General features: G+C 49.5%; 19 protein-coding genes. All 19 read right to left on the reverse strand.

Going from position 1 to position 19,455, the window contains the following annotated elements; genetic code table 11:
• Nucleotide 1: 1 nt before the first annotated feature.
• The gene (locus Q5741_RS05135; protein WP_305022990.1) at nt 2-4,324 is read right to left on the reverse strand and encodes a PolC-type DNA polymerase III; all 4,323 of its coding nucleotides are present in this window, start codon (nt 4,322-4,324) and stop codon (nt 2-4) included.
• 147 nt (nt 4,325-4,471) lie between these two features.
• Entirely contained in the window at nt 4,472-5,920 is a 1,449-nt protein-coding gene (proS, locus tag Q5741_RS05140; RefSeq protein WP_305022991.1) for a proline--tRNA ligase, read from the reverse strand.
• Between the two features lie 51 nt (nt 5,921-5,971).
• Complete coding sequence (gene rseP, locus Q5741_RS05145; protein WP_305022992.1) at nt 5,972-7,243, reverse strand: RIP metalloprotease RseP; 1,272 nt, start codon at nt 7,241-7,243, stop codon at nt 5,972-5,974.
• A 109-nt stretch (nt 7,244-7,352) separates the two neighbouring features.
• Nucleotides 7,353-8,492: a 1-deoxy-D-xylulose-5-phosphate reductoisomerase gene (locus Q5741_RS05150; protein ID WP_305022993.1), complete on the reverse strand. Its 1,140-nt coding sequence runs from the start codon at nt 8,490-8,492 to the stop codon at nt 7,353-7,355.
• Between the two features lie 50 nt (nt 8,493-8,542).
• The gene (locus tag Q5741_RS05155; protein WP_305022994.1) at nt 8,543-9,337 is read right to left on the reverse strand and encodes a phosphatidate cytidylyltransferase; all 795 of its coding nucleotides are present in this window, start codon (nt 9,335-9,337) and stop codon (nt 8,543-8,545) included.
• Between the two features lie 16 nt (nt 9,338-9,353).
• Nucleotides 9,354-10,121, reverse strand: a complete 768-nt coding sequence (locus tag Q5741_RS05160; RefSeq protein ID WP_305022995.1) for an isoprenyl transferase — start codon at nt 10,119-10,121, stop codon at nt 9,354-9,356.
• A 131-nt stretch (nt 10,122-10,252) separates the two neighbouring features.
• The gene (gene frr / locus Q5741_RS05165; protein WP_305022996.1) at nt 10,253-10,807 is read right to left on the reverse strand and encodes a ribosome recycling factor; all 555 of its coding nucleotides are present in this window, start codon (nt 10,805-10,807) and stop codon (nt 10,253-10,255) included.
• Entirely contained in the window at nt 10,807-11,535 is a 729-nt protein-coding gene (pyrH, locus tag Q5741_RS05170; protein WP_305022997.1) for a UMP kinase, read from the reverse strand. Before pyrH ends, frr begins: the two co-directional genes overlap by 1 nt.
• A 263-nt stretch (nt 11,536-11,798) precedes the next feature.
• Nucleotides 11,799-12,449, reverse strand: a complete 651-nt coding sequence (tsf, locus tag Q5741_RS05175; protein ID WP_305022998.1) for a translation elongation factor Ts — start codon at nt 12,447-12,449, stop codon at nt 11,799-11,801.
• A gap of 194 nt (nt 12,450-12,643) precedes the next feature.
• Complete coding sequence (rpsB, locus tag Q5741_RS05180; RefSeq protein ID WP_305022999.1) at nt 12,644-13,342, reverse strand: 30S ribosomal protein S2; 699 nt, start codon at nt 13,340-13,342, stop codon at nt 12,644-12,646.
• Between the two features lie 248 nt (nt 13,343-13,590).
• The gene (locus Q5741_RS05185; protein WP_305023000.1) at nt 13,591-14,202 is read right to left on the reverse strand and encodes an MltG/YceG/YrrL family protein; all 612 of its coding nucleotides are present in this window, start codon (nt 14,200-14,202) and stop codon (nt 13,591-13,593) included.
• A complete protein-coding gene (locus Q5741_RS05190; RefSeq protein WP_305023001.1) occupies nt 14,199-14,759 on the reverse strand; it encodes a DUF6115 domain-containing protein in 561 nt (186 codons plus the stop codon). The genes Q5741_RS05185 and Q5741_RS05190 overlap by 4 nt, the downstream gene beginning before the upstream one ends.
• Nucleotides 14,760-14,802: 43 nt before the next feature.
• A complete protein-coding gene (locus tag Q5741_RS05195) occupies nt 14,803-15,117 on the reverse strand; it encodes a hypothetical protein (RefSeq protein ID WP_305023002.1) in 315 nt (104 codons plus the stop codon).
• 51 nt (nt 15,118-15,168) lie between these two features.
• Nucleotides 15,169-16,578 carry a DUF342 domain-containing protein gene (locus Q5741_RS05200; RefSeq protein WP_305023003.1) on the reverse strand — a complete coding sequence of 470 codons (1,410 nt, stop codon included), beginning with the start codon at nt 16,576-16,578 and terminating at the stop codon, nt 15,169-15,171.
• Nucleotides 16,579-16,608: 30 nt separating this feature from the next.
• Nucleotides 16,609-17,397, reverse strand: coding sequence for a FliA/WhiG family RNA polymerase sigma factor (locus Q5741_RS05205; protein WP_305023004.1), 789 nt, complete (start codon nt 17,395-17,397; stop codon nt 16,609-16,611).
• Between the two features lie 5 nt (nt 17,398-17,402).
• Nucleotides 17,403-17,834, reverse strand: coding sequence for a hypothetical protein (locus Q5741_RS05210; RefSeq protein WP_305023005.1), 432 nt, complete (start codon nt 17,832-17,834; stop codon nt 17,403-17,405).
• A 2-nt stretch (nt 17,835-17,836) separates the two neighbouring features.
• Nucleotides 17,837-18,334 carry a chemotaxis protein CheD gene (locus tag Q5741_RS05215; protein ID WP_305023006.1) on the reverse strand — a complete coding sequence of 166 codons (498 nt, stop codon included), beginning with the start codon at nt 18,332-18,334 and terminating at the stop codon, nt 17,837-17,839.
• Nucleotides 18,327-18,953, reverse strand: coding sequence for a chemotaxis protein CheC (locus Q5741_RS05220; RefSeq protein WP_305023007.1), 627 nt, complete (start codon nt 18,951-18,953; stop codon nt 18,327-18,329). Before Q5741_RS05220 ends, Q5741_RS05215 begins: the two co-directional genes overlap by 8 nt.
• Nucleotides 18,954-18,957: 4 nt before the next feature.
• Nucleotides 18,958-19,419 (reverse strand): chemotaxis protein CheW, encoded by a 462-nt coding sequence (locus Q5741_RS05225; protein WP_305023008.1) that lies wholly within the window; start codon nt 19,417-19,419, stop codon nt 18,958-18,960.
• Nucleotides 19,420-19,455: the final 36 nt, after the last annotated feature.

The raw sequence follows: 19,455 nt of genomic DNA on the forward strand, positions 1-19,455 counted from the left end.
ATCAGAACAACGACAGCTGGTTACTCTCAGGCAAACCGCGGAAGCAGCCGAGCTGGGACAACAGCTCAACTGCCGTTTTACTCGCTTTCGACTTTTGCTGGAAATCTTCAATAGACAAGAACTCTCCGTGTTCACGGGCAGCCGCAATATTGCGGGCAGCATTGTCGCCAATGCCCTGCAGGGCAGAGAATGGCGGAATCAGGGAATCGCCGTCGACGGTAAAGCGTGTCGCATCAGAACGATAGAGATCAATGCTCTTGAAGGAGAATCCGCGTGCAGTCATCTCCAGCGCCATCTCCAGGATTGGCAGCATGTTTTTCTCTTTTGGTGGAGCCTGGAATCCCATCTGCTCAATCTCTTCTATTTTGCGGTAAATGGCCTCGTAACCCTGACAGCACAGCTCAATATCAAAATCATCGCAGCGGACGGAAAAATAAGTCGCATAATACTCGATTGGATAATACAGCTTGAAGTAAGCGGTACGCACCGCCGAGATGACATAGGCAGCAGCATGGGCTTTCGGGAACATGTATTGAATCTTCAGACAGGAATCAATATACCACTGCGGCACTTTACACCGCTTCATCTCGTCGATCCAATCTTGAGACAGGCCTTTACCTTTACGAACACTCTCTGTAATTTTAAACGCCAGACTCGCATCCATGCCAGCCTTGTAGATCAGGAAGAGCATAATATCATCACGGCAGCCAATAACCGTCTTGATATTGCAGGTATTGTTCTTGATCAGTTCCTGGGCGTTACCAAGCCATACTCCAGTACCGTGCGACAGACCTGAAATTTGCAGCAAATCGGCAAATGAAGATGGCTGGGATTCTACCAGCATCTGGCGTACAAATTTGGTTCCCATCTCCGGCACCCCGTAGGTGGCTACTGGCGTACGGATCTGCTGCGGCGATACACCCAGTGCTTCCGTGGAGTTGAACATGCTCATCACTTTGGGATCATTCATCGGGATGGTCGTTGGATCGACACCTGTCAAATCCTGCAGCATCCGCATCATTGTCGGATCATCGTGCCCCAGAATATCGAGCTTCAGCAGGTTTGCATCAAAGGCGTGATAATCAAAGTGTGTCGTTTTCCACTCCGAACTGGTGTCATCCGCTGGATATTGAACAGGTGTGATATCTTCCACTTCAATGTAATCCGGTACGACGACAATACCGCCTGGATGCTGTCCTGTACTACGCTTAACGCCCGTGCAGCCGGCGGCCAGCCGGTTCAATTCGGCACCGCGCCATTTTTTCATATGATGCTCTTCGTATTTCTTTGCAAAACCAAACGCCGTCTTCTCCGCAACCGTACCAATGGTCCCGGCCCGGAATACGCTTTTCTCACCGAACAGCACCTTCGTATAGTTATGGGCATGCGGCTGGTATTCACCGGAGAAGTTCAAATCGATATCGGGAACCTTATCACCTTTGAAACCGAGGAAGGTCTCGAACGGAATATCCTGGCCTTCTCCCTTCAGCTTGCCCCCGCAATCCGGACACACTTTATCCGGAAGGTCAAATCCACTTGGAACACTGCCGTCCAGGAACCACTCGCTGTGCTTGCAGTCCGAATTAAGACAGATATAATGGGCAGGAAGCGGGTTTACCTCGGATATGCCGAGGAAGGTGGCGACGACCGATGAACCTACGGAACCCCGGGAGCCTACAAGGTAGCCATCTTGATTTGATTTCTTAACCAGACGTTCCGAGATCAAATAGTTGGCAGAGAAACCGTACTTAATAATAGGCTCAAGCTCTTTCTCCAGGCGGGCAACGACCACTTCAGGCAGCGGCTCTCCATAGATGGATTTGGCTGTCTCATAGCAGGTGTTACGGATTTCCTCATCTGCACCCTCGAGAATAGGGGTGAACAGCTTGTCCGGAAACAGCTCCAGCTCTTCAAAACGGTCAGCCAGCTCATTGGTATTCGTAATTACGACCTCTCTGGCCTTCTCCGCGCCGAGGAATTCGAACTCTTCCAGCATTTCATCTGTGGTACGCAGATGGGCATCCGGCTTGCGGATATCTTTGAGCGGACTGAAGCCTGTAATCCCGTGAATGGTAATATCCCGGTAGAGCTTATCTTTAGGCTCAAGGTAATGAACGTTCCCTGTTGCGATGACCGGCTTGCCGAGCTTCTCCCCGATCTCACATACTTTACGGACAGCCGTTTTGAGGGCATCCGGTGCTGCAACCAGCTGCTTTTCTACCAGATGCATATACATGGTCAGCGGCTGAATCTCCAGCACATCATAGAACTGGGCGACCTCCTCGGCTTCTTCCACCGATTTGTTCAATACAGCCTCAAAAAATTCGCCCTTCTCGCAGCCGGATACGATCAGCAGCCCCTCACGCATCTCAGCCAGCTTGGACTTGGGAATACAGGGAACACGTTTGAAATACTCGGTATGCGACAAGGAAACCAGCTTATACAGGTTTTTTTTGCCCACCGGGTTCAAAGCATAAATACAGCAGTGGAAAGGCCTCGTATTCGAAAGGTCTACACCAACATAATCATTCAGCCGGTCCAGCATGGTAATTCCTTTTAACTGTGCCGCATCATTCAGCAGTCCATTCAGGATGCCTCCGAGTGCAATCGTATCATCAATGGCACGGTGATGGCTTTCCAGTGAGACCTTGTATTTATCAGACAGCGTATTAAGACGGTGGTTCTTCATGCTCGGGAACAGCAGACGCGCAAGCTCCAGCGTATCCAGCACCGGATTGTCCATTTCCGGAAGACCCATGCCGCGCAGTGTCGCCTGAATAAAGCCAACGTCAAACCGCGCATTGTGGGCAACGAGAACCGCATCACCTGCAAACGCAATAAATTCTTTCATAACAGGTTCGACGTCCGGCGCATCCTTCACCATATCGTCGTTAATGTTGGTCAACTGCTGGATGTTATACGGAATACGTTCATGTGGATTAACAAAAGTTGCATAACGGTCGATTTCCTTGCCATCCTCCATTTTGACAGCCGCAATCTCAATAATCTTGTTCTGGGTTACTGATAGACCCGTAGTCTCGATATCGAACACCACATAAGTAGCTGTTCTCAGGTCAAGCGGCTTCGGCTGCAGGACGACAGCAACAGAGTCGTTAACGACATTCGCTTCGACACCGTAGATCATTTTGATCCCGTTCTTCTTGGCGGCTTTAGCTGCCTCAGGGTAACACTGGACACCACCATGATCGGTAACCGCGATTGCCTTGTGCCCCCATTTGGCCGCCTGCTTGATATATTGATCCACGGAAGCTACTGCATCCATGGTACTCATCGTAGTGTGCAGGTGGAATTCCACCCGTTTCTCTGCTGCGTTATCTTTACGCCCCGGTGGTGCCTGTACCTCCACCAGATCGGAAGGGATCATCGCCAGTTCAGGGATTTGCATAAAGCGGTCATATTCAACCCGCCCTCTGACCTTCACCCATTTGCCATTGGCGAGCAGGCTCATAATCTTGAGATCTTCCTTCGTCTTCGCAAACATTTTCATCTGCATCGAGTCCGTGAAGTCGGTCAGATAGTACGTAAAAAGCGTATTGCCATTACGCAGCTCTTTGCTCTCCAGGCCGAAAATTGCCCCCTGCATCGTAATCTTCTTCTCTTCATCCTGGATCTCCTGGATCGGTACCGGCGGTTCCTTGATGTCATAACCAATCTGCAGACGAACATCCCCTTGGTCTTCATCCACAGGGACCTGCTCAGCTACAATGCTCTCCATCATCTTCCGGATAACTTCGCGTTCCTCTTCCATCTTCTTCTGCTGGAACTGCTCGAGCGCTTCGTGATTGCTTGCGGCTGCGCCAACTTGAATTTTGACACGCAGGTCCAGCGCAAAATACTGCTGATAGAACCGGATGATAGCCTGGTCAATCTGTTTCTTGCGGGCAAGCTCCAGCGACATGGCATCGGTCATGTTCACGACGAGCAGATCCTGCTCGAGCTCATGCCCCGCGCGGGCCATCCAGCCGTTAACCGACGGGATCTCACGATGGGCCCATTCCAGGAACAATCCCCAATATTCTTCAACAATTTCAGCAGGAGTAACCCGGGACGAATAATGGATACCGAACGAGATCTTGGCGATATGGCTCATCTTGTCCCGCACATGAAGACAAAATGTACGATAAATTGGCGCAGGGACAAGTGTCTCCTTGGCAATGATAATCTTCCAGTCCTTGTTGCTGCGGCTGATCTCCACCTTCTCAATCCAGCCTTCTATAAAATGCGGATCGACCAACCCTGCCGGTACATCCGCCTGCTTCAGCAGCAGTTCGAACCGTTTCCTCTTTTCCACCTGTTCTGTCATGATTTCTCTTGTTCCCCCCTTGCAAAACATGAAAAGCTTCTGCGTCCAAAAATGCCTTCGATCGCGGGACGCACCGACATTTTTTTAACAGAAGCTTTCATCTATAACGATGAACCCGGAAGCCGGATTCCAGTGCAGCACTTCTTCTTAATAAGCTCTAGCAAATACAACGGTATGTTTGGCTTCCTGGCCGCAGCAGAGACAGGTCTTCTTCTCAACCTCCGGCTTGAATGGAATATTACGGCTTGTTGCACCCGTTACTTCCTTTACCTTGTCTTCACATTCATTGGAACCGCACCAGCCCGCAAGGGTAAACCCGCGTTTTTGGTCCATCAGTGTTTTCATTTCGTCCAGTGTATCGACATCATAGAAATGATCCTCCATGAACTGCTGCGCACGGCTGAACATCTCGTTGTGAACCTGATCCAGCATCTGCTGAACTTCTTCCACCAGGTTGTCCTGCTGAACGACCTTCTTCTCGCCTGTAATACGGGATACCAGCACACAAACGCCATTCTCCATATCACGAGGGCCAATTTCCAGGCGGACAGGAACCCCACGCATTTCATATTCATTAAATTTCCAGCCTGGGCGGACATCTGCACGATCATCCACCTTAACACGGATCCCGGCCTTCTTCAATTCAGCATACAATTCATCCGTACGTCCAACTACAGCATCACGTGTTTTGGGCGGCCCGATAGGGATCATAATTACCTGTGTCGGCGCTACCTTAGGCGGAAGTGCAAGACCGCGGTCATCACCATGCACCATGATCATCGCGCCAATCAAACGTGTGCTTGTTCCCCATGATGTCGTGTGAACATACTCCTGCACATTATCACGGTTCAAATACTTAATATCAAACGCTACCGCAAAATTGGTGCCCATATAGTGGGAGGTCCCTGCCTGCACGGCACGGCCGTCTTTCATCATTGCTTCAATCGAGAATGTATCGACCGCGCCCGCAAACTTCTCGGAAGGTGTCTTCTGACCTGTAATAACTGGTATTGCAAGAACGCCTTCAACGACTTCGCGGTAGACCTGAAGCATTTTCATCGTCTCTTCACGTGCTTCTGTCTCATTCTCATGAGCAGTATGACCTTCCTGCCACAGGAATTCACTCGTACGCAGGAACGGCAGCGTCCGCTTCTCCCAGCGAACAACGTTCGCCCACTGGTTGATCAGTACTGGAAGATCGCGGTAAGACTGAATCCATTTCGAGTACATATGACCGAAGATGGTCTCCGATGTAGGACGTACAGCCAGACGTTCCTCCAGCTTCTCACCGCCTGCTTCGGTTACCCAAGGCAGCTCAGGGTTGAATCCTTCAACGTGTTCCTTCTCTTTCTGGAAAAAGCTTTCTGGAATAAACATTGGGAAGTAAGCGTTACGATGTCCTGTTTCCTTGAAACGGGCATCCATCGCGCTCTGAATATGCTCCCAAATTTCAAATCCGTCCGGGCGGAACACGATGCAGCCGCGCACCGGTGAGTAGTCCATTAGATCCGCTTTCTTAATTACATCAATATACCAGCGGGAGAAGTCTTCTCCCTGCGGGGTGATCTCCGTCACAAATTGTTTTTCGTTCGACATAAAGCTAATTGTCCTCCCACTCAGACCGCTCTCGGGAGCGGCCCGGATCTATTATCCATTAATTAAACGCAGTATATCATTATACGTGACCGCAATCATCAGCAGGAAGAGCATGGCAAACCCGATAAAATGGACCATGCCCTCTCTGTTGGGATCAATCGGTTTGCCGCGCAGCGCTTCAACACCAAGGAACACTAGTCTGCTGCCATCCAGCGCAGGGATCGGAAGCAGGTTGAAAATACCAAGATACAGACTGAGAACAGCCGCCCAGCGGGTCAGTTGATCAATGCCCTGTTTGGCAATCTGGCCTGTCATCTCAAATGTGCGCACCGGACCACCCAGATCATCCATAGAGAACTTGTTGATCAGCTGTTTAAAGCCCATAAAGATATTCCCGGTCCACTCCACCATCGATTGGCCTGCAATCTTCACGGATTCGCCGACACCGACACTGCGTGTAGGCGTCACTGGCACAACACCGACTTTACCGCCGACCTGTCCCTCCATCGCTACAGGTGTAATGGTCAGATCAAACACCTGGTCTCCGCGGCGGACCTTCCACTTCATCGGCTTGTCTTTGGAGTCTGAGATCAGGGCAACCATCTTCTGGGGATCCGCGCCAATCTGCTGTCCATTAATCGTCTCAATAATATCGCCTTCCTGCAGGTTTGCTTTGTCCGCAGGCATTCCTTTTGTAATACTGCCAATCTCAAGGTACGTCGGATTCTCCACCGGCACACCTGCCATTAGAGCATGGGCGCCAAACAGTACAAACGCCAGAATAAAGTTCATCAGGGGACCTGCGAAAATCGCCAATGCCCGCTGCCCTACCGTCTTGCTTCCGTACTGACGGTTTCTGGGTGCAATCTGTATGCTCTTCGAACGGCTGACCGTTGAGGCCTGCGGATGAATACGGAACTGCTGCTCTTCACCGTCCACATCCAGACGCAGGGTTAAGGCCTCTTCCATATCGATATCAAGCACTTCACCGCGTATTACATTTTTGCGGTTGTCCAGTTGATCCAGATAGATGATTTTTACCTCGCCGTCATTCTCACGAACAGCAATGGTCTGTCCCTTCTGAATCTCGACCAGTTCAGGATCCTCACCAGCCATTCGGGCATATCCCCCGAATGGAAGCAGGCGAAGGGTAAACTGGGTTTCGTTGTGCTTATAAGAAAACAGCTTTGGGCCAAAACCGATTGCAAACTCACGCACCAGAATGCCGGCACGTTTGGCAAAATAGTAATGCCCCCACTCATGCACCGTTACAAGAACAAAAAACATGAGCACCGTTAAAAATACGATCTGAATCATTTCCAATGGCTTCTATCCCCCTAAGTGATCGCAGTTTGTCCTTCTAGATTATCATTATTCTCTGATCACACACAAGAGAATCACAATTGCTGCTGATCACCTGTACAGAACATGGTCAGAGGCGGGAAGCCAGCTCGCGCACCTCTCGGTCACACTGCTCAATTGTCCCCAGATCCGGAAGGGCAATACTGCTGTGACGTTCGATCACCTGCTCGATGATCCTGTCAATATGAAGGAAGGAAATTTCCCCCTGCAAAAAACGTGCGACTGCAACCTCATTGGCTGCATTAAACGCCGTCGTAGCCGTACCACCCATTTTACCACATTCAAATGCCAGTCTTAAACTAGGGTAACGATCATAATCCATTTCCTTAAAATGGAGCGAACCGATTTGTGCGAGCGAGAGCCGCTGTGCCGGGGAAGGCAGGCGGTCCGGATAGGTCAGCGCATATTGAATCGGCACCCGCATATCCGGATTCCCTAATTGGGCAACAATACTCGTATCTACAAATTCGACATAGGAATGGATAATGCTCTCCGGGTGAAGAAGCACATCAATCTGATCATATTCCAGATCGAACAGCCAACGCGCTTCAATGACTTCCAATCCTTTATTAACCATCGTAGCGGAATCAATTGTAATTTTGGCTCCCATGGACCAGTTCGGATGCTTTAAGGCATCTTCTACCGTAACATCTGACAACTGTTCGCGGGTCAGATTCCTGAAGGAACCGCCGGAAGCTGTCAATGTAATCCGGGATACATTTCGTTCAGGTTCACCGTTCATGCACTGCAGAATGGCTGAATGCTCGCTGTCGATCGGCAGCAGGCTGAGCCTTCTCTTTTTGGCAAGTGAAGTCACCAGGTGACCTGCGGTGACAAGCGTTTCTTTGTTCGCCAGGCCAATATGCTTGCCAGCTTCCAGCGCAGCCAGCGTAGAACGAAGTCCTACACTCCCCATTACAGCAGTAACCACTGTATCCGCATCGGTATTAGCTGCAACTTCAATCAGACCTTCACTGCCGTAATACAGCTGGGTGCCAGCCGGCAGGTCATTGGCAATACGGTCTGCCAGTTCTTTGGTCCCCACCGAAACTTTGCGGGGACGAAATTGACGGGCTTGTTCCACCAGCAAATCAACATTCGCCCCGGCGGACAGGCCTTCCACCTGAAACTGGTCCGGGTGCATCGCAACGACGTCCAGAGTCTGGGTGCCGATGGAACCTGTGGAGCCCAAGATTGAAATTTTCTTCATGATGCAACGCCTCTCTATCCTCTAGCTACTAATTTCCACGCATGATGAGCCTAATAGGGCAGCAGCATCAGCATATGTACAAACGGAAATACCGCAATCCAGCTGTCACAGCGATCCAGAATGCCGCCATGACCCGGTAGCAGATTACCAGAATCCTTAATCCCGTAAACTCGCTTGTAAGCCGACTGAACAAGATCTCCCAGCTGGCCGATCACCGCGCAAGCTATACCAATGAACAACGCACGGCCAAAAGTCAGTATACCGCCAGAGCTCAGCGCGAAAACAACCGCCACGACGATTGACAACACAACTCCGCCCAGTGCACCTTCAACCGTCTTGTTAGGACTAATCGACGGCCACAGCTTGATTTTCCCTATCATTTTACCGACAAAGTAGGCACCCGCATCACTGGCCCAGATGCAGCAGAACAAAAGGAACGTCCAAAAAATGCCGTGCGGGAGCAGCCTGGATTCCGCTATGTACGCAAAACCGATTCCCACGTAGAGGCTGCCCAAAAACATCATGGCCGCTGTACCTATAGGAATCTGATTTTTGGTTACTACCGTTACAACCATAAATACAAACATAAGCAGCCAAATTCCGCTCTGCAGCGGCAGCCACGGCTCTATTCCCAGCGAATCGTAAGGAAAAACAAACATAATGATGCCCAGATAGCCGACCAGTGAGGTTCCGCCGAATGGGTTAACTTTAGTCATACGTACAAACTCATAATACCCGATGAGAGCCATCGCGAGAATCAGCAGCTGATACCACAGGCCCCCCAGCAAACATAAACCCAAAAATAAAGCACCTGCTATGATTCCGGTAATTAATCGCTGCTTCAACGCTACCATCCTCCATCTATTTCAATCCGCCATACCGTCTGGTTCTGCGTTGGTACTCTGCCACAGCCTGCAGGAGATGATCCTTCGTGAACTCAGGCCAGAAGATGTCCGTAAACCAGAGCTCGCTGTAAGCAATCTGCCACAGCATAAAGTTACTGATACGCAGCTCACCACTCGTACGGATCAGCAGATCGGGATCCGGCATACCCGCAGACAGCAGGTTCTGATCAATGAGCTCGGGGGTAATCTCTTCAGCCTTCAACTCGCCGGCTTCGATCCTCGCTCCCAGCCGTTTCATGGCTTCGGTCATTTCCAGACGACTGCCGTAATTCAATGCAAAGTTAAGAACAAGACCCGTGTTATGCTTGGTCCGTTCTATCCCTTCTTCAAGCGCCTGCCGGGTGTGGGAAGGTAAAAGTTCACCATGGCCCATCATACGAATTTGTACATTTTTCTCGATCAGCTCATCAAGCTCAATGGACAGAAACTCCTGCGGCAAACGCATTAGAAAGTCTACTTCTTCCTTTGGACGAGTCCAGTTTTCAGTCGAAAATGCATACATCGTCAAATATTTGATCCCCAGATCGTCAGCCGCAATGGTCGCTCTTTTGACAGCCTTCATTCCGTTCTGATGACCCATAATGCGAGGCATGCCCAGGCGTTTGGCCCAGCGGCCGTTGCCGTCCATGATGATAGCCACATGTTCAGGGATATTATCCGGTGCTATGTCAGGTTCTGCCTGTTTGGCTTGCCCGCCCCACCACGATCGAACGCGTTTGATCATTACGTTTCCTCCAACATTCTCTGGAAAATACCTTTGATAAACAAGCATTTGCTCAGAAAGGCTAAATAATAAGATGGTGCAAATGCTGAAAAGAGACAAAACCCCACCGAAACGGAGGGGCCGCAAGTCTCTTACACTTCCATAATCTCTTTTTCTTTGGCAGCGAGCACTTTATCGACTTCCGCGATAAATTTGTCCGTTGTTTTCTGTACATCTTCCTGATGACGACGGGACTCGTCTTCAGAAATGTCCGTTTTTTCCATCTTCTTGATATCATCGTTAGCATCACGACGGATATTGCGGATGGCTACCTTGGCTTCTTCACCGAATTTCTTCGACTGCTTCACCAGATCACTTCTTCTCTCTTCAGTCAAAGGAGGAATGCTCAGACGAATTGCTGTTCCGTCATTAGCAGGTGTCAGCCCCAGATCCGATTTCATAATGGCACGTTCAATATCGTTCAGAGAGGATTTGTCCCATGGCTGAATCATCAGTGTACGGGAATCCGGTGTATTGATGTTCGCAAGCTGATTAATTGGTGTTGGTGCACCATAATATTCAACCTGTACACGATCCAGCAGCGACGGAGTCGCACGGCCGGCACGCAGTGTAGCCAGGTCACGTTTCAGAGCAAGGATTGCTTTCTCCATACGTTCTTCTGCATGTTTTTTTACCGTTTGTGGCATTAATCTACACTCCCTTTAACGATGGTCCCGATCTTTTCACCAAGCACAACACGTTTGATATTCCCTTGTTCCGTAATAGCAAAAACAATCAGAGGAATATTGTTATCCATACACAGCGAGGAAGCCGTTGAGTCCATAACACCCAAGTTCTTGTTCAGTACTTCAAGGTACGTCAGCTGCTCATATTTCTCAGCAGTATCGTCCTTGAAAGGATCCGCCGAATATACGCCGTCTACTTTGTTCTTGGCCATTAGGATGACTTCTGCTTCAATTTCCGCAGCCCGCAGCGCAGCCGTTGTGTCTGTGGAAAAGAACGGGTTCCCTGTTCCAGCAGCAAAAATAACAACCCGGCCTTTTTCAAGATGGCGAATCGCTCTGCGGCGGATGTACGGCTCAGCAATTTGCTGCATCGCAATGGAAGTCTGTACGCGTGTCGGCACTTCAATCTGCTCCAATGCGTCCTGCAAAGCGAGCGAATTCATGACGGTGGCAAGCATCCCCATATAATCGGCGGTTGCACGGTCGATTCCGTTGGCGCTGCCTGCGATCCCTCTCCAGATGTTTCCGCCGCCGCACACGATGGCCACTTCAACTCCGAGTTCCACAACTTCCTTCACTTGTTCGGCGATCGATGCAATTGTATCAGCATCAATGCCATATCCGTTTTGACCGGCCAGAGATTCACCGCTCACCTTTAAGACTACACGTTTAAATACAGGCTGTTTCAACTGTTCACCCTCCACTTTGACATGGCGATTTACGCCAGGTTAATAACTCACATCTTTTCTGCAGTTCAATTCCGATCATCTGCGGGATATAGAGGCAGTTATCTAATTCTCTTCATTGTGCAAGAAAAGCTCCTACCGGAGCCCCTTGTCCCAAACGCTGCGGCTGTGCGCAGTATCATGAAGTTTTGAGAAGAAAGGAACACCTGCGTGTTCCTTTCTGAATGACTGTCTATATAATAACATTCCTTATCCAGGAGAAGTTATTATTGTTTTACTTGAGACATAACTTCTTCATAGAAGTTGTCTTCTTTTTTCTCCATGCCTTCACCCAGCTCAAAGCGGGCAAAACGACGGATGGAGATGTTCTCGCCGATTGTGCTGATTTTTTCGTTAACCAGCGTAGCCACTGTTTTGTCCGGATCTTTTACGAAAGCTTGCTCAAGCAGGCAGAACTCTTCGTAATATTTACCGATACGGCCTTCAACCATTTTCTCAACGATTTTCTCAGGCTTGCCTTCGTTGAGGGCTTGAGCTTTCAGAATTTCCTTCTCTTTTTCCACGTCTTCAGCCGGAACTTCTTCACGACGAACATAACGTGGGCTCACTGCTGCGATGTGCATAGCGATATCGCGTGCAAATTCTTTAAACTGGTCTGTTTTTGCTACGAAGTCAGTTTCGCAGTTGATTTCAACCAGAACGCCGATACGTCCGCCAGCGTGGATATAAGATTCAACCACACCTTCAGTCGCGATACGGCCTGCTTTGTTTGCTGCTGCTGCAAGGCCTTTCTCACGAAGAATTTCGGATGCTTTTGTCAGATCGCCATTTGCCTCTTCCAGCGCTTTTTTGCAATCGAGCATACCGGCGCCAGTTTTTTCGCGAAGCTCTTTTACTGCTGCTGCATTAACTGCCATTATAAATTCCCTCCACAGGTTGGTTTATGTTATCCAGCACTTACATGAGCTGAATCCGAACGTCCTCCGGACTATGATGAACGGAGCACTCTCTTCAAACTTATGTAAAATGCTCATATCCTTAAAAAAAGGGCAGTGAGAGGTTATCCACCTACCAACCACCCTTTTCATTTAATTTCATCGGATCAACTGAATTAAGCTGTAGTTTCTTCGCCTTGGTGAGCTTCGATTACAGCATCAGCCATTTTACCAGTCAGCAATTTAACAGCGCGGATCGCGTCATCATTGCCTGGAATTACGTAGTCGATTTCGTCCGGATCACAGTTCGTATCAACGATACCAACAATTGGGATACCCAGTTTACGAGCTTCCGCTACTGCGATACGCTCTTTGCGAGGATCGATAACGAACAGGGCACTTGGAAGACCCTTCATGTTCTTGATACCGCCCAGGAATTTCTCAAGACGATCTTTCTCTTTACGGAGAAGGATAACTTCTTTTTTAGGAAGAACTGCGAAAGTGCCGTCCTCTTCCCAGGATTCCAGTTGTTTCAGACGGTCAATACGCTTTTGAATAGTTTGGAAGTTCGTCAGCGTACCACCCAACCAACGTTGGTTGATGTAAAATTGTCCAGCGCGCTCAGCTTCTTCTTTCACAGAATCTTGAGCTTGTTTTTTAGTACCAACGAAAAGAATTGTTCCATTCTCGCCAGCCAGACCTTTAACAAAGTTGTAAGCTTCTTCAACCTTCTTAACTGTCTTTTGCAGGTCGATAATGTAAATTCCGTTTCTTTCAGTGAAGATATAACGATCCATTTTTGGGTTCCAACGACGAGTCTGGTGACCGAAGTGTACCCCAGCTTCCAAAAGCTGCTTCATGGAGATTACTGCCATCTTCACGCACCTCCTAATATGGTTTTTTTGTGTGTCCTCCGCCGACATCATCTCCTATGAAGACTTCCAAAAAGAAGCACCCTTCACAAGATTAACCGACGTGTGTTTTTAACACCGTCAATTAATATACCATAAGACCCATTCGGTTGCAAGACAACTCCCTAACAAAGTTGGTATATGTCGAAGAAGAGTTTTCTGCGATGGGCACCGCCGGTCTTCACCAAAAAATGAAAGCCATCCTGCTCTCATCAGCTGGACGGCTTTATGGTAATTTTATTAATGATGGAGTCAAAGCTCTCGCCTTTGTTAAAGGTAAACGTACCCGACTGGATCTTGCGGTTGATCTTGAGTTCAGATGCACGGCTGCGGAAAGCAGCAGCATCACGAATCACACCTGCCTCCTTCAGTCCTTGAGCGACACTGTTCAGGTTGCTGCCTGAAGAAATTTTGTAATTGACCTGCGGCGTCTCCGGCTGGGTCGTAACCGGCTTGCTTGGATTCTGAGGCGCTGCCGTTTGGGCCTGGGTCGAGGATTTGGCCTCTGGAGTCTTGGGAGCTGCAGGTTCAGCAGGCTTCTCAGCAGCTGCAGGCGCCTTCGAAGACTGCACTGCGGCTTTCTTGTTGTCACTGATCACCTTTTCGCGCCACTGCTCCTCGGTCATGAGCTGCTCCGAGCTGTCTGTAACCTTCAGATTCAGCTGCTTGGCAGCAGCTTCAAGCTCTTCGCGGGTCAACTCTCCTGTACTGCTTGAGGCAGGCGTTGCCTCTTCCCCTTTGCCAATGATCGCAAGCTGAAGCAGCAGCGCGCCCAGAATCAGGCCAATACCGATACCCAATATAAATGTACGGTTCTTGATCACAACGCTTCCTCCTGTTTGGCCAACTGGAGAATCAGCTGAATCTCTCCGCGCTGCAGGCCAATTTGCTTGCCAATAGCATCCAGCGATTTGCCCTGTTCATACAGCTGGAACAATTCCGGATAACGCTCCCGCACCTTCGGAGACAAAGGTGGCTCTTCTTCTGCTTGTTGAGGTTCATCCGCGCGACCGCCAGACTCCATACCGTAAGCCAGCTCCAGCAGAGACTGCCGGGCAGCTGCATGGTCCTCACGGAGCTGACTCAGTACGCTATCCTGACCGGCAGCCTGCTGTTCCAGCTGAACCACACGCTGTCTCATCTCTGCCACCTGCTCCTGCAATGCCGCCTGCTTAGCCGCATGGTCCTGTTTCAAATCTGCGACAAGCGCGATGATCTCATCGTTGTCACGTTCTATTTCGGCCAAATATTGCTCCAGCGTAGCTTCCACATTTTTGACGATCTGTTCGCCTGCCGCCGGCTCTTTCGCCCGTTTAGGCAGCAGTAGTGCGTATACCACTGCCACCGCCCCAAGAAGAACGATAATCTGCCAAGGTTCCAATCCGCTGCTCTCCTTTGTATTCCAATAGAATAATTTCGCTGATTTACAATGTTAAATCAATATGATGCCCTTTGTATGGATGTTCTGCCGGATGAGCCGCTGCCGCTTCCTCTTCGTGCCGGGCAGCATGAGTTTCCGGATCATGCCTGTGCTGTTCGCCGTCTCCATCCCGGATGGTGGCCGAAGAGGAAGAATCCACTTCTGCACTTCGCTGGCGCTGTGCAAGACTTTCTTTATGGGTTTGCTGTCCGAGCAGTGCCTGTTCATGGGAAGGCCGCTGCATGTAGTCATTCTGATGCCTGCCTACTTCACTGACACGAGGTATCGCAATTTGAAGCTCAATATTTTTTAAGCTCATCGTTATTCCCTCCGTCTGCTGTCGGATCGGCTTTCACCGGACTGCTAATTTTTATACTCGAGGGGTCATGGTTATATCGCCTTCGAAATAATAAAAGGACATACGCGATACAGGGTCCTTAATAAATTTGGTGTATCTTCCGATAACTATTTTGGAGCCGCCGTAAATGATGCTCTCCACATTAACCCGGGCAAGACTGGTATCTTCCAGTGTGCTCTCAATCTCCAGGATGCGTTCGCGTGCATCGGCCTGTTCCTTCTGGTGAGATTTCTGGGTGGCTTTAAGCTTGACCCGCATCCCTACCTTGTCTGGAGACAGCTGCCCGGCAGCTGCCAGCTGATCGAGAATATGAAGCGCTTTAATTGTTTTATCCAGGTTTTCATTTAGAAGACGCATTTTGGCACGCAGTTCCGTAAGCTCGTTGCGCAGCTCAGGCAGCACACCCACTTCAATGGAAGTTGGTGTAGACATCGTATTACCAACTGTACGTGCGGTTACCTTCTGGCCTGCCTGAATGTTACCGCCAACGATCAGCCCCTTGGCACCGCTGCAGATCACGTCATGACCTGCGCGTATCTCGGAATGCATAATACTCTGGGAGACTATAACATCGGCACCTGCGCTGACATTGGCATCCTGAATGAAGGAACTCTTCACATTCTGCACCGCTTTGACATGTCCTTTATGGTAACCGATAATGCCGCCTGTAATCTCAATGGAGCCGCCGGCTTCGAGCTCAGCGCCTTCCACACCGCCAATGACACGAATATCGCCATGAGCCCGGATGCGGAAGCCGGTCAGCACGTTCCCCCTGACAATGACTGTTCCGACAAAATCGATATTGCCGACAGAATAGTCGATATCACCATTAATCTCATAGATGGGGAATACGTTAACCTTTTGTTTATCTGTGAACGTGACGATCCCGTCTATAGCCGCATACATGGCATTGCCTTCCGGGTTCACCACTACATTTTTGCCAATTTTAAAACGCGCTTCCTTCACGGGACGAGGCGGCACTTCCTCACCAGTCACTGAGATCCCCGGCAAGCCCGGTTCTGCAGGAATCAGCTCTGCCAGAATTTGTCCTGCTTTCACGTTATTCAGCTTTGTTACTTCTTTATAATCTACTGTGCCTTTACTATCTTCACGCGGACGAAGCTCTTTTTCACTTTCCTGTTCAAAAGCATAACGAATGCTTCCATTCTTTCCGTCAGTTGGACGGGTACCTGCTGCAATTAATAGTTTTTCGCCATAGAAAAAATCGGGTTTTTGCGCAAAGCGTTGAAGAGCTTCCGGCTTAAGGCCGTGAACAATCTGATTTTCCTTAAGGAATTGTTCCAAATCGAGTACCGTGCACTCAAATCCTTCCTCACTTTTGGAACACTCCAGATAAGCTTCCACCTTGCTCTCCGCATAGGAGATGCTCAAATGGTGCTCCAACGCAAACTGCTTCTCCAAGAAGTCCTTCCCCCTTTTCAATGTTCAGCTTTAATCCTTCTGCATCAGCAGGTTCCGCTGCTTGTCCAGCGTCCCTCTGAGTCTTAATATAGCCTTGGAATGAAGTTGAGATATTCTGGATGGGGAAAGTGACATCACCTCTGCTATTTCGCTTAATGACAAGTCCTCGTAATACAACAAGGAAATCACGATCCGTTCTTTCTCGGTCAGCTTCTCAATGCCTTGAACCAAGGCTTCTCTAAGGTAAAATTCATTGACTTTGTAATCCGGATTCTTGGCTTTCTCATCAACGAGCAGGGACAGCCTGGTTTCCTGTTCTTCTTCACGAATCGGATCTTCCAGAGATACAATCGACATCACCGATACTTCCTGCAGCATATTCTGAAAATCCCTCTCCGATATATCCAGATAGCTGCTGATTTCAGTATCGCTGACGGTTCGCATATACTTCTGCTCTAGGTACTGGTATGCATCTTCAATTCGTTTGGCCTTCTCCCTTACTGAACGCGGTACCCAGTCTCCCTGACGCAAACCGTCAAGAATCGCGCCGCGCACACGCCAAGAAGCATAGGTTTCGAACTGCAGTCCACGGCTGTAATCGAACTTCTCGATCGCATCAATCAGTCCCATGACGCCGTTGCTGGCCAAATCGTCCTTGGATACGTTTTTGGGAAGCCCGATCGCGAGCCTCCCGGCAACATAATCCACAATACTTAAGTAATTTTCAATCAGCTTTTTTTTCGCTTCCAGGTCCCCGTGTTCCTTCCATTGTTCCCAGAGCTCCGAGTAGTTTAGGTGCGATGCTTTTCGCTCGTTCAATGGCTTCACCCTCCTTGTTTGTCTGTCAGGTGACGAACGGCTTTCGCCAGTTCTTCAGGGTCTTTCGTCGAAACCAGTTTTGGCGGATTCAGCGGCGCAAAGCCGTTCTGATCCCCTTCCAGTACTTCAGGCTTCTGTTTTAACAATTCATTCAAGTCTTCGCTCTCATCCGGTGTTGTTAAATTCAGCTTCGTACCGACCTGTTCATCTCGGGAAGACGCATTCCCATCCATTGCGGCTGAGGCATCAGCCTCTTCATTCATTGTCATGGCAAGCACCCATCGAAGTGCAAAAGCGAGCACAAACCATATCGCAAAAGCGATTAAACCGCGGATCAGGCTTGTGGTCAAAAGGTTGCTTGCAGCAGACACCAGAAAGGTCAGTACAAAGCCGATCAGGCCGGACCAAAAGTTGATGCGTAAGCTTCCTTTTAACATACTTATAATTCCTTTACACCCATTTGTACGCTTCGAATACTCAAAACGCCGGTTTCACAGTCCAATTCAATCGTCCGTCCATGATTGCCGCCTGTATCTTCCCCGATGAGGGGAATGCGGAGTTCATCCAGCTGCAGCTTACAGGATTCAACATTACGGGGACCGATTCGCATGGTGTCCCCGCTTCCTGCAAAGGCAAACATCTGGGCTCCGCCGGCCATTTTGGCAACAAGTCTGGATTGGGATACACCCAGCCTCAGCAGCTTGTTCAGCAGCTCAGGCAGGGCCGTATCCGCATATTTAGCAATGTTGAGTTGTCCCTCACGGGCAATATCGGCAGTCGGCAGCATGACATGAGCCATGCCGGCCAGCTTCAGCTGAGGGTCATACAGTGTTACGCCAACACATGAACCCAATCCGATCGTGCGGATAACACCAGGGTTACCCGCTACGTTCAAATCGGCCATTCCTACTTTGATAATGCTTTTTTCCTCAATCATCCTGCAGCGGGACTCCCAGTGCCGTAAAAATTTTACCGAAAGATTCAGGGTCCGGAATAAGGAAGAATTGCCCCTCTACCTTATTCTCACCCTCCAGGAACGTGGTATCTATCAGGAGCGCGTCATCTCCCATCTGGCCGAACTGCAGCAGTCCGTAACTGAGGATCGCACCAGCCATATCCATGGCCAAAGCTGGCACGGTAGGATACATAGACAGCTTGGTGAAGTCGGCCAGCGAGGAAAGATAGGAGCCCGCAAGGATATTACCGATCTCTGAAAGAGCGGACTGCTCCATTTCATTAAACTGTTCCTCCTCCGCCGTCTCCATTCCGGCCAAGCGGGACAGCAGGCTCTTCGCTGCATTCGGCGTAACGATGAAGAACAGGTTACCTGGCGCTTCTCCTTCTACCCTGAAGAAGATAGCGATCACAATCCGCTCCGCTCCGCCGACACTTTCGGCGATTTCCTCAAACGGAAGCATCTGTACCTTGGGAACACCCATATCAATCGGCTTGTCCAGCAGTCTGGAGAGAGCTGTAGCTGCATTGCCAGCTCCAATATTCCCTACCTCTTTCAGAATATCAAGCTTGAACTCTTCGAGATGATTAAAGGCCCCCATCGCATTATTCCTCTACGCTTTCCAGCTGAACGACCTCGCTTTTATTGAGCACTTCAGACAGGTTCAGCATAATCAGAAGACGATCATCACTGATTTTGGCTACACCGCGCAGATATTTCGCACGAACACCACCCACCACTTCCGGCGGTGTATCAATGCTGCTGGAATTCAGATCGATAACATCATTGGCAGCGTCGACAATAAAGCCTACCTGCATGTCGTGAACTGCAACAATGATAATACGGGTCTGATCTGTGTACTCTGCTTCAGGAAGACCAAAACGTCCACGCAGATCAATAACCGGAATGACGATGCCGCGCATGTTGAATACACCTTTGATGAAAGAGTACGTCTTCGGAACGCGTGTGATCGGCACCATCCGTTCGATGGATTGGACTTTGTCCACCTCCACCCCATATTCCTCATTGCCCAGTTTAAAGACGATTACTTTTATTTCTTCTCCCATGTCGAAAAACCCTCCTTTTAATCGAAACAAAAAGAA

The organism is Paenibacillus lacisoli (assembly GCF_030580655.1).
Taxonomy (GTDB): Bacteria; Bacillota; Bacilli; order Paenibacillales; family Paenibacillaceae; genus Paenibacillus; species Paenibacillus lacisoli.

Coding starts and splice junctions, on each gene's coding strand:
- Q5741_RS05135 (WP_305022990.1), bottom strand. CDS start 4,324: ATGACAGAACAGGTGGAAAAGAGGAAACGGTTCGAACTGCTGCTGAAG.
- proS (WP_305022991.1), bottom strand. CDS start 5,920: ATGTCGAACGAAAAACAATTTGTGACGGAGATCACCCCGCAGGGAGAA.
- Q5741_RS05150 (WP_305022993.1), bottom strand. CDS start 8,492: ATGAAGAAAATTTCAATCTTGGGCTCCACAGGTTCCATCGGCACCCAG.
- Q5741_RS05160 (WP_305022995.1), bottom strand. CDS start 10,121: ATGATCAAACGCGTTCGATCGTGGTGGGGCGGGCAAGCCAAACAGGCA.
- frr (WP_305022996.1), bottom strand. CDS start 10,807: ATGCCACAAACGGTAAAAAAACATGCAGAAGAACGTATGGAGAAAGCA.
- tsf (WP_305022998.1), bottom strand. CDS start 12,449: ATGGCAGTTAATGCAGCAGCAGTAAAAGAGCTTCGCGAAAAAACTGGC.
- rpsB (WP_305022999.1), bottom strand. CDS start 13,342: ATGGCAGTAATCTCCATGAAGCAGCTTTTGGAAGCTGGGGTACACTTC.
- Q5741_RS05195 (WP_305023002.1), bottom strand. CDS start 15,117: ATGAGCTTAAAAAATATTGAGCTTCAAATTGCGATACCTCGTGTCAGT.
- Q5741_RS05210 (WP_305023005.1), bottom strand. CDS start 17,834: ATGTTAAAAGGAAGCTTACGCATCAACTTTTGGTCCGGCCTGATCGGC.
- Q5741_RS05215 (WP_305023006.1), bottom strand. CDS start 18,334: ATGATTGAGGAAAAAAGCATTATCAAAGTAGGAATGGCCGATTTGAAC.
- Q5741_RS05220 (WP_305023007.1), bottom strand. CDS start 18,953: ATGGGGGCCTTTAATCATCTCGAAGAGTTCAAGCTTGATATTCTGAAA.
- Q5741_RS05225 (WP_305023008.1), bottom strand. CDS start 19,419: ATGGGAGAAGAAATAAAAGTAATCGTCTTTAAACTGGGCAATGAGGAA.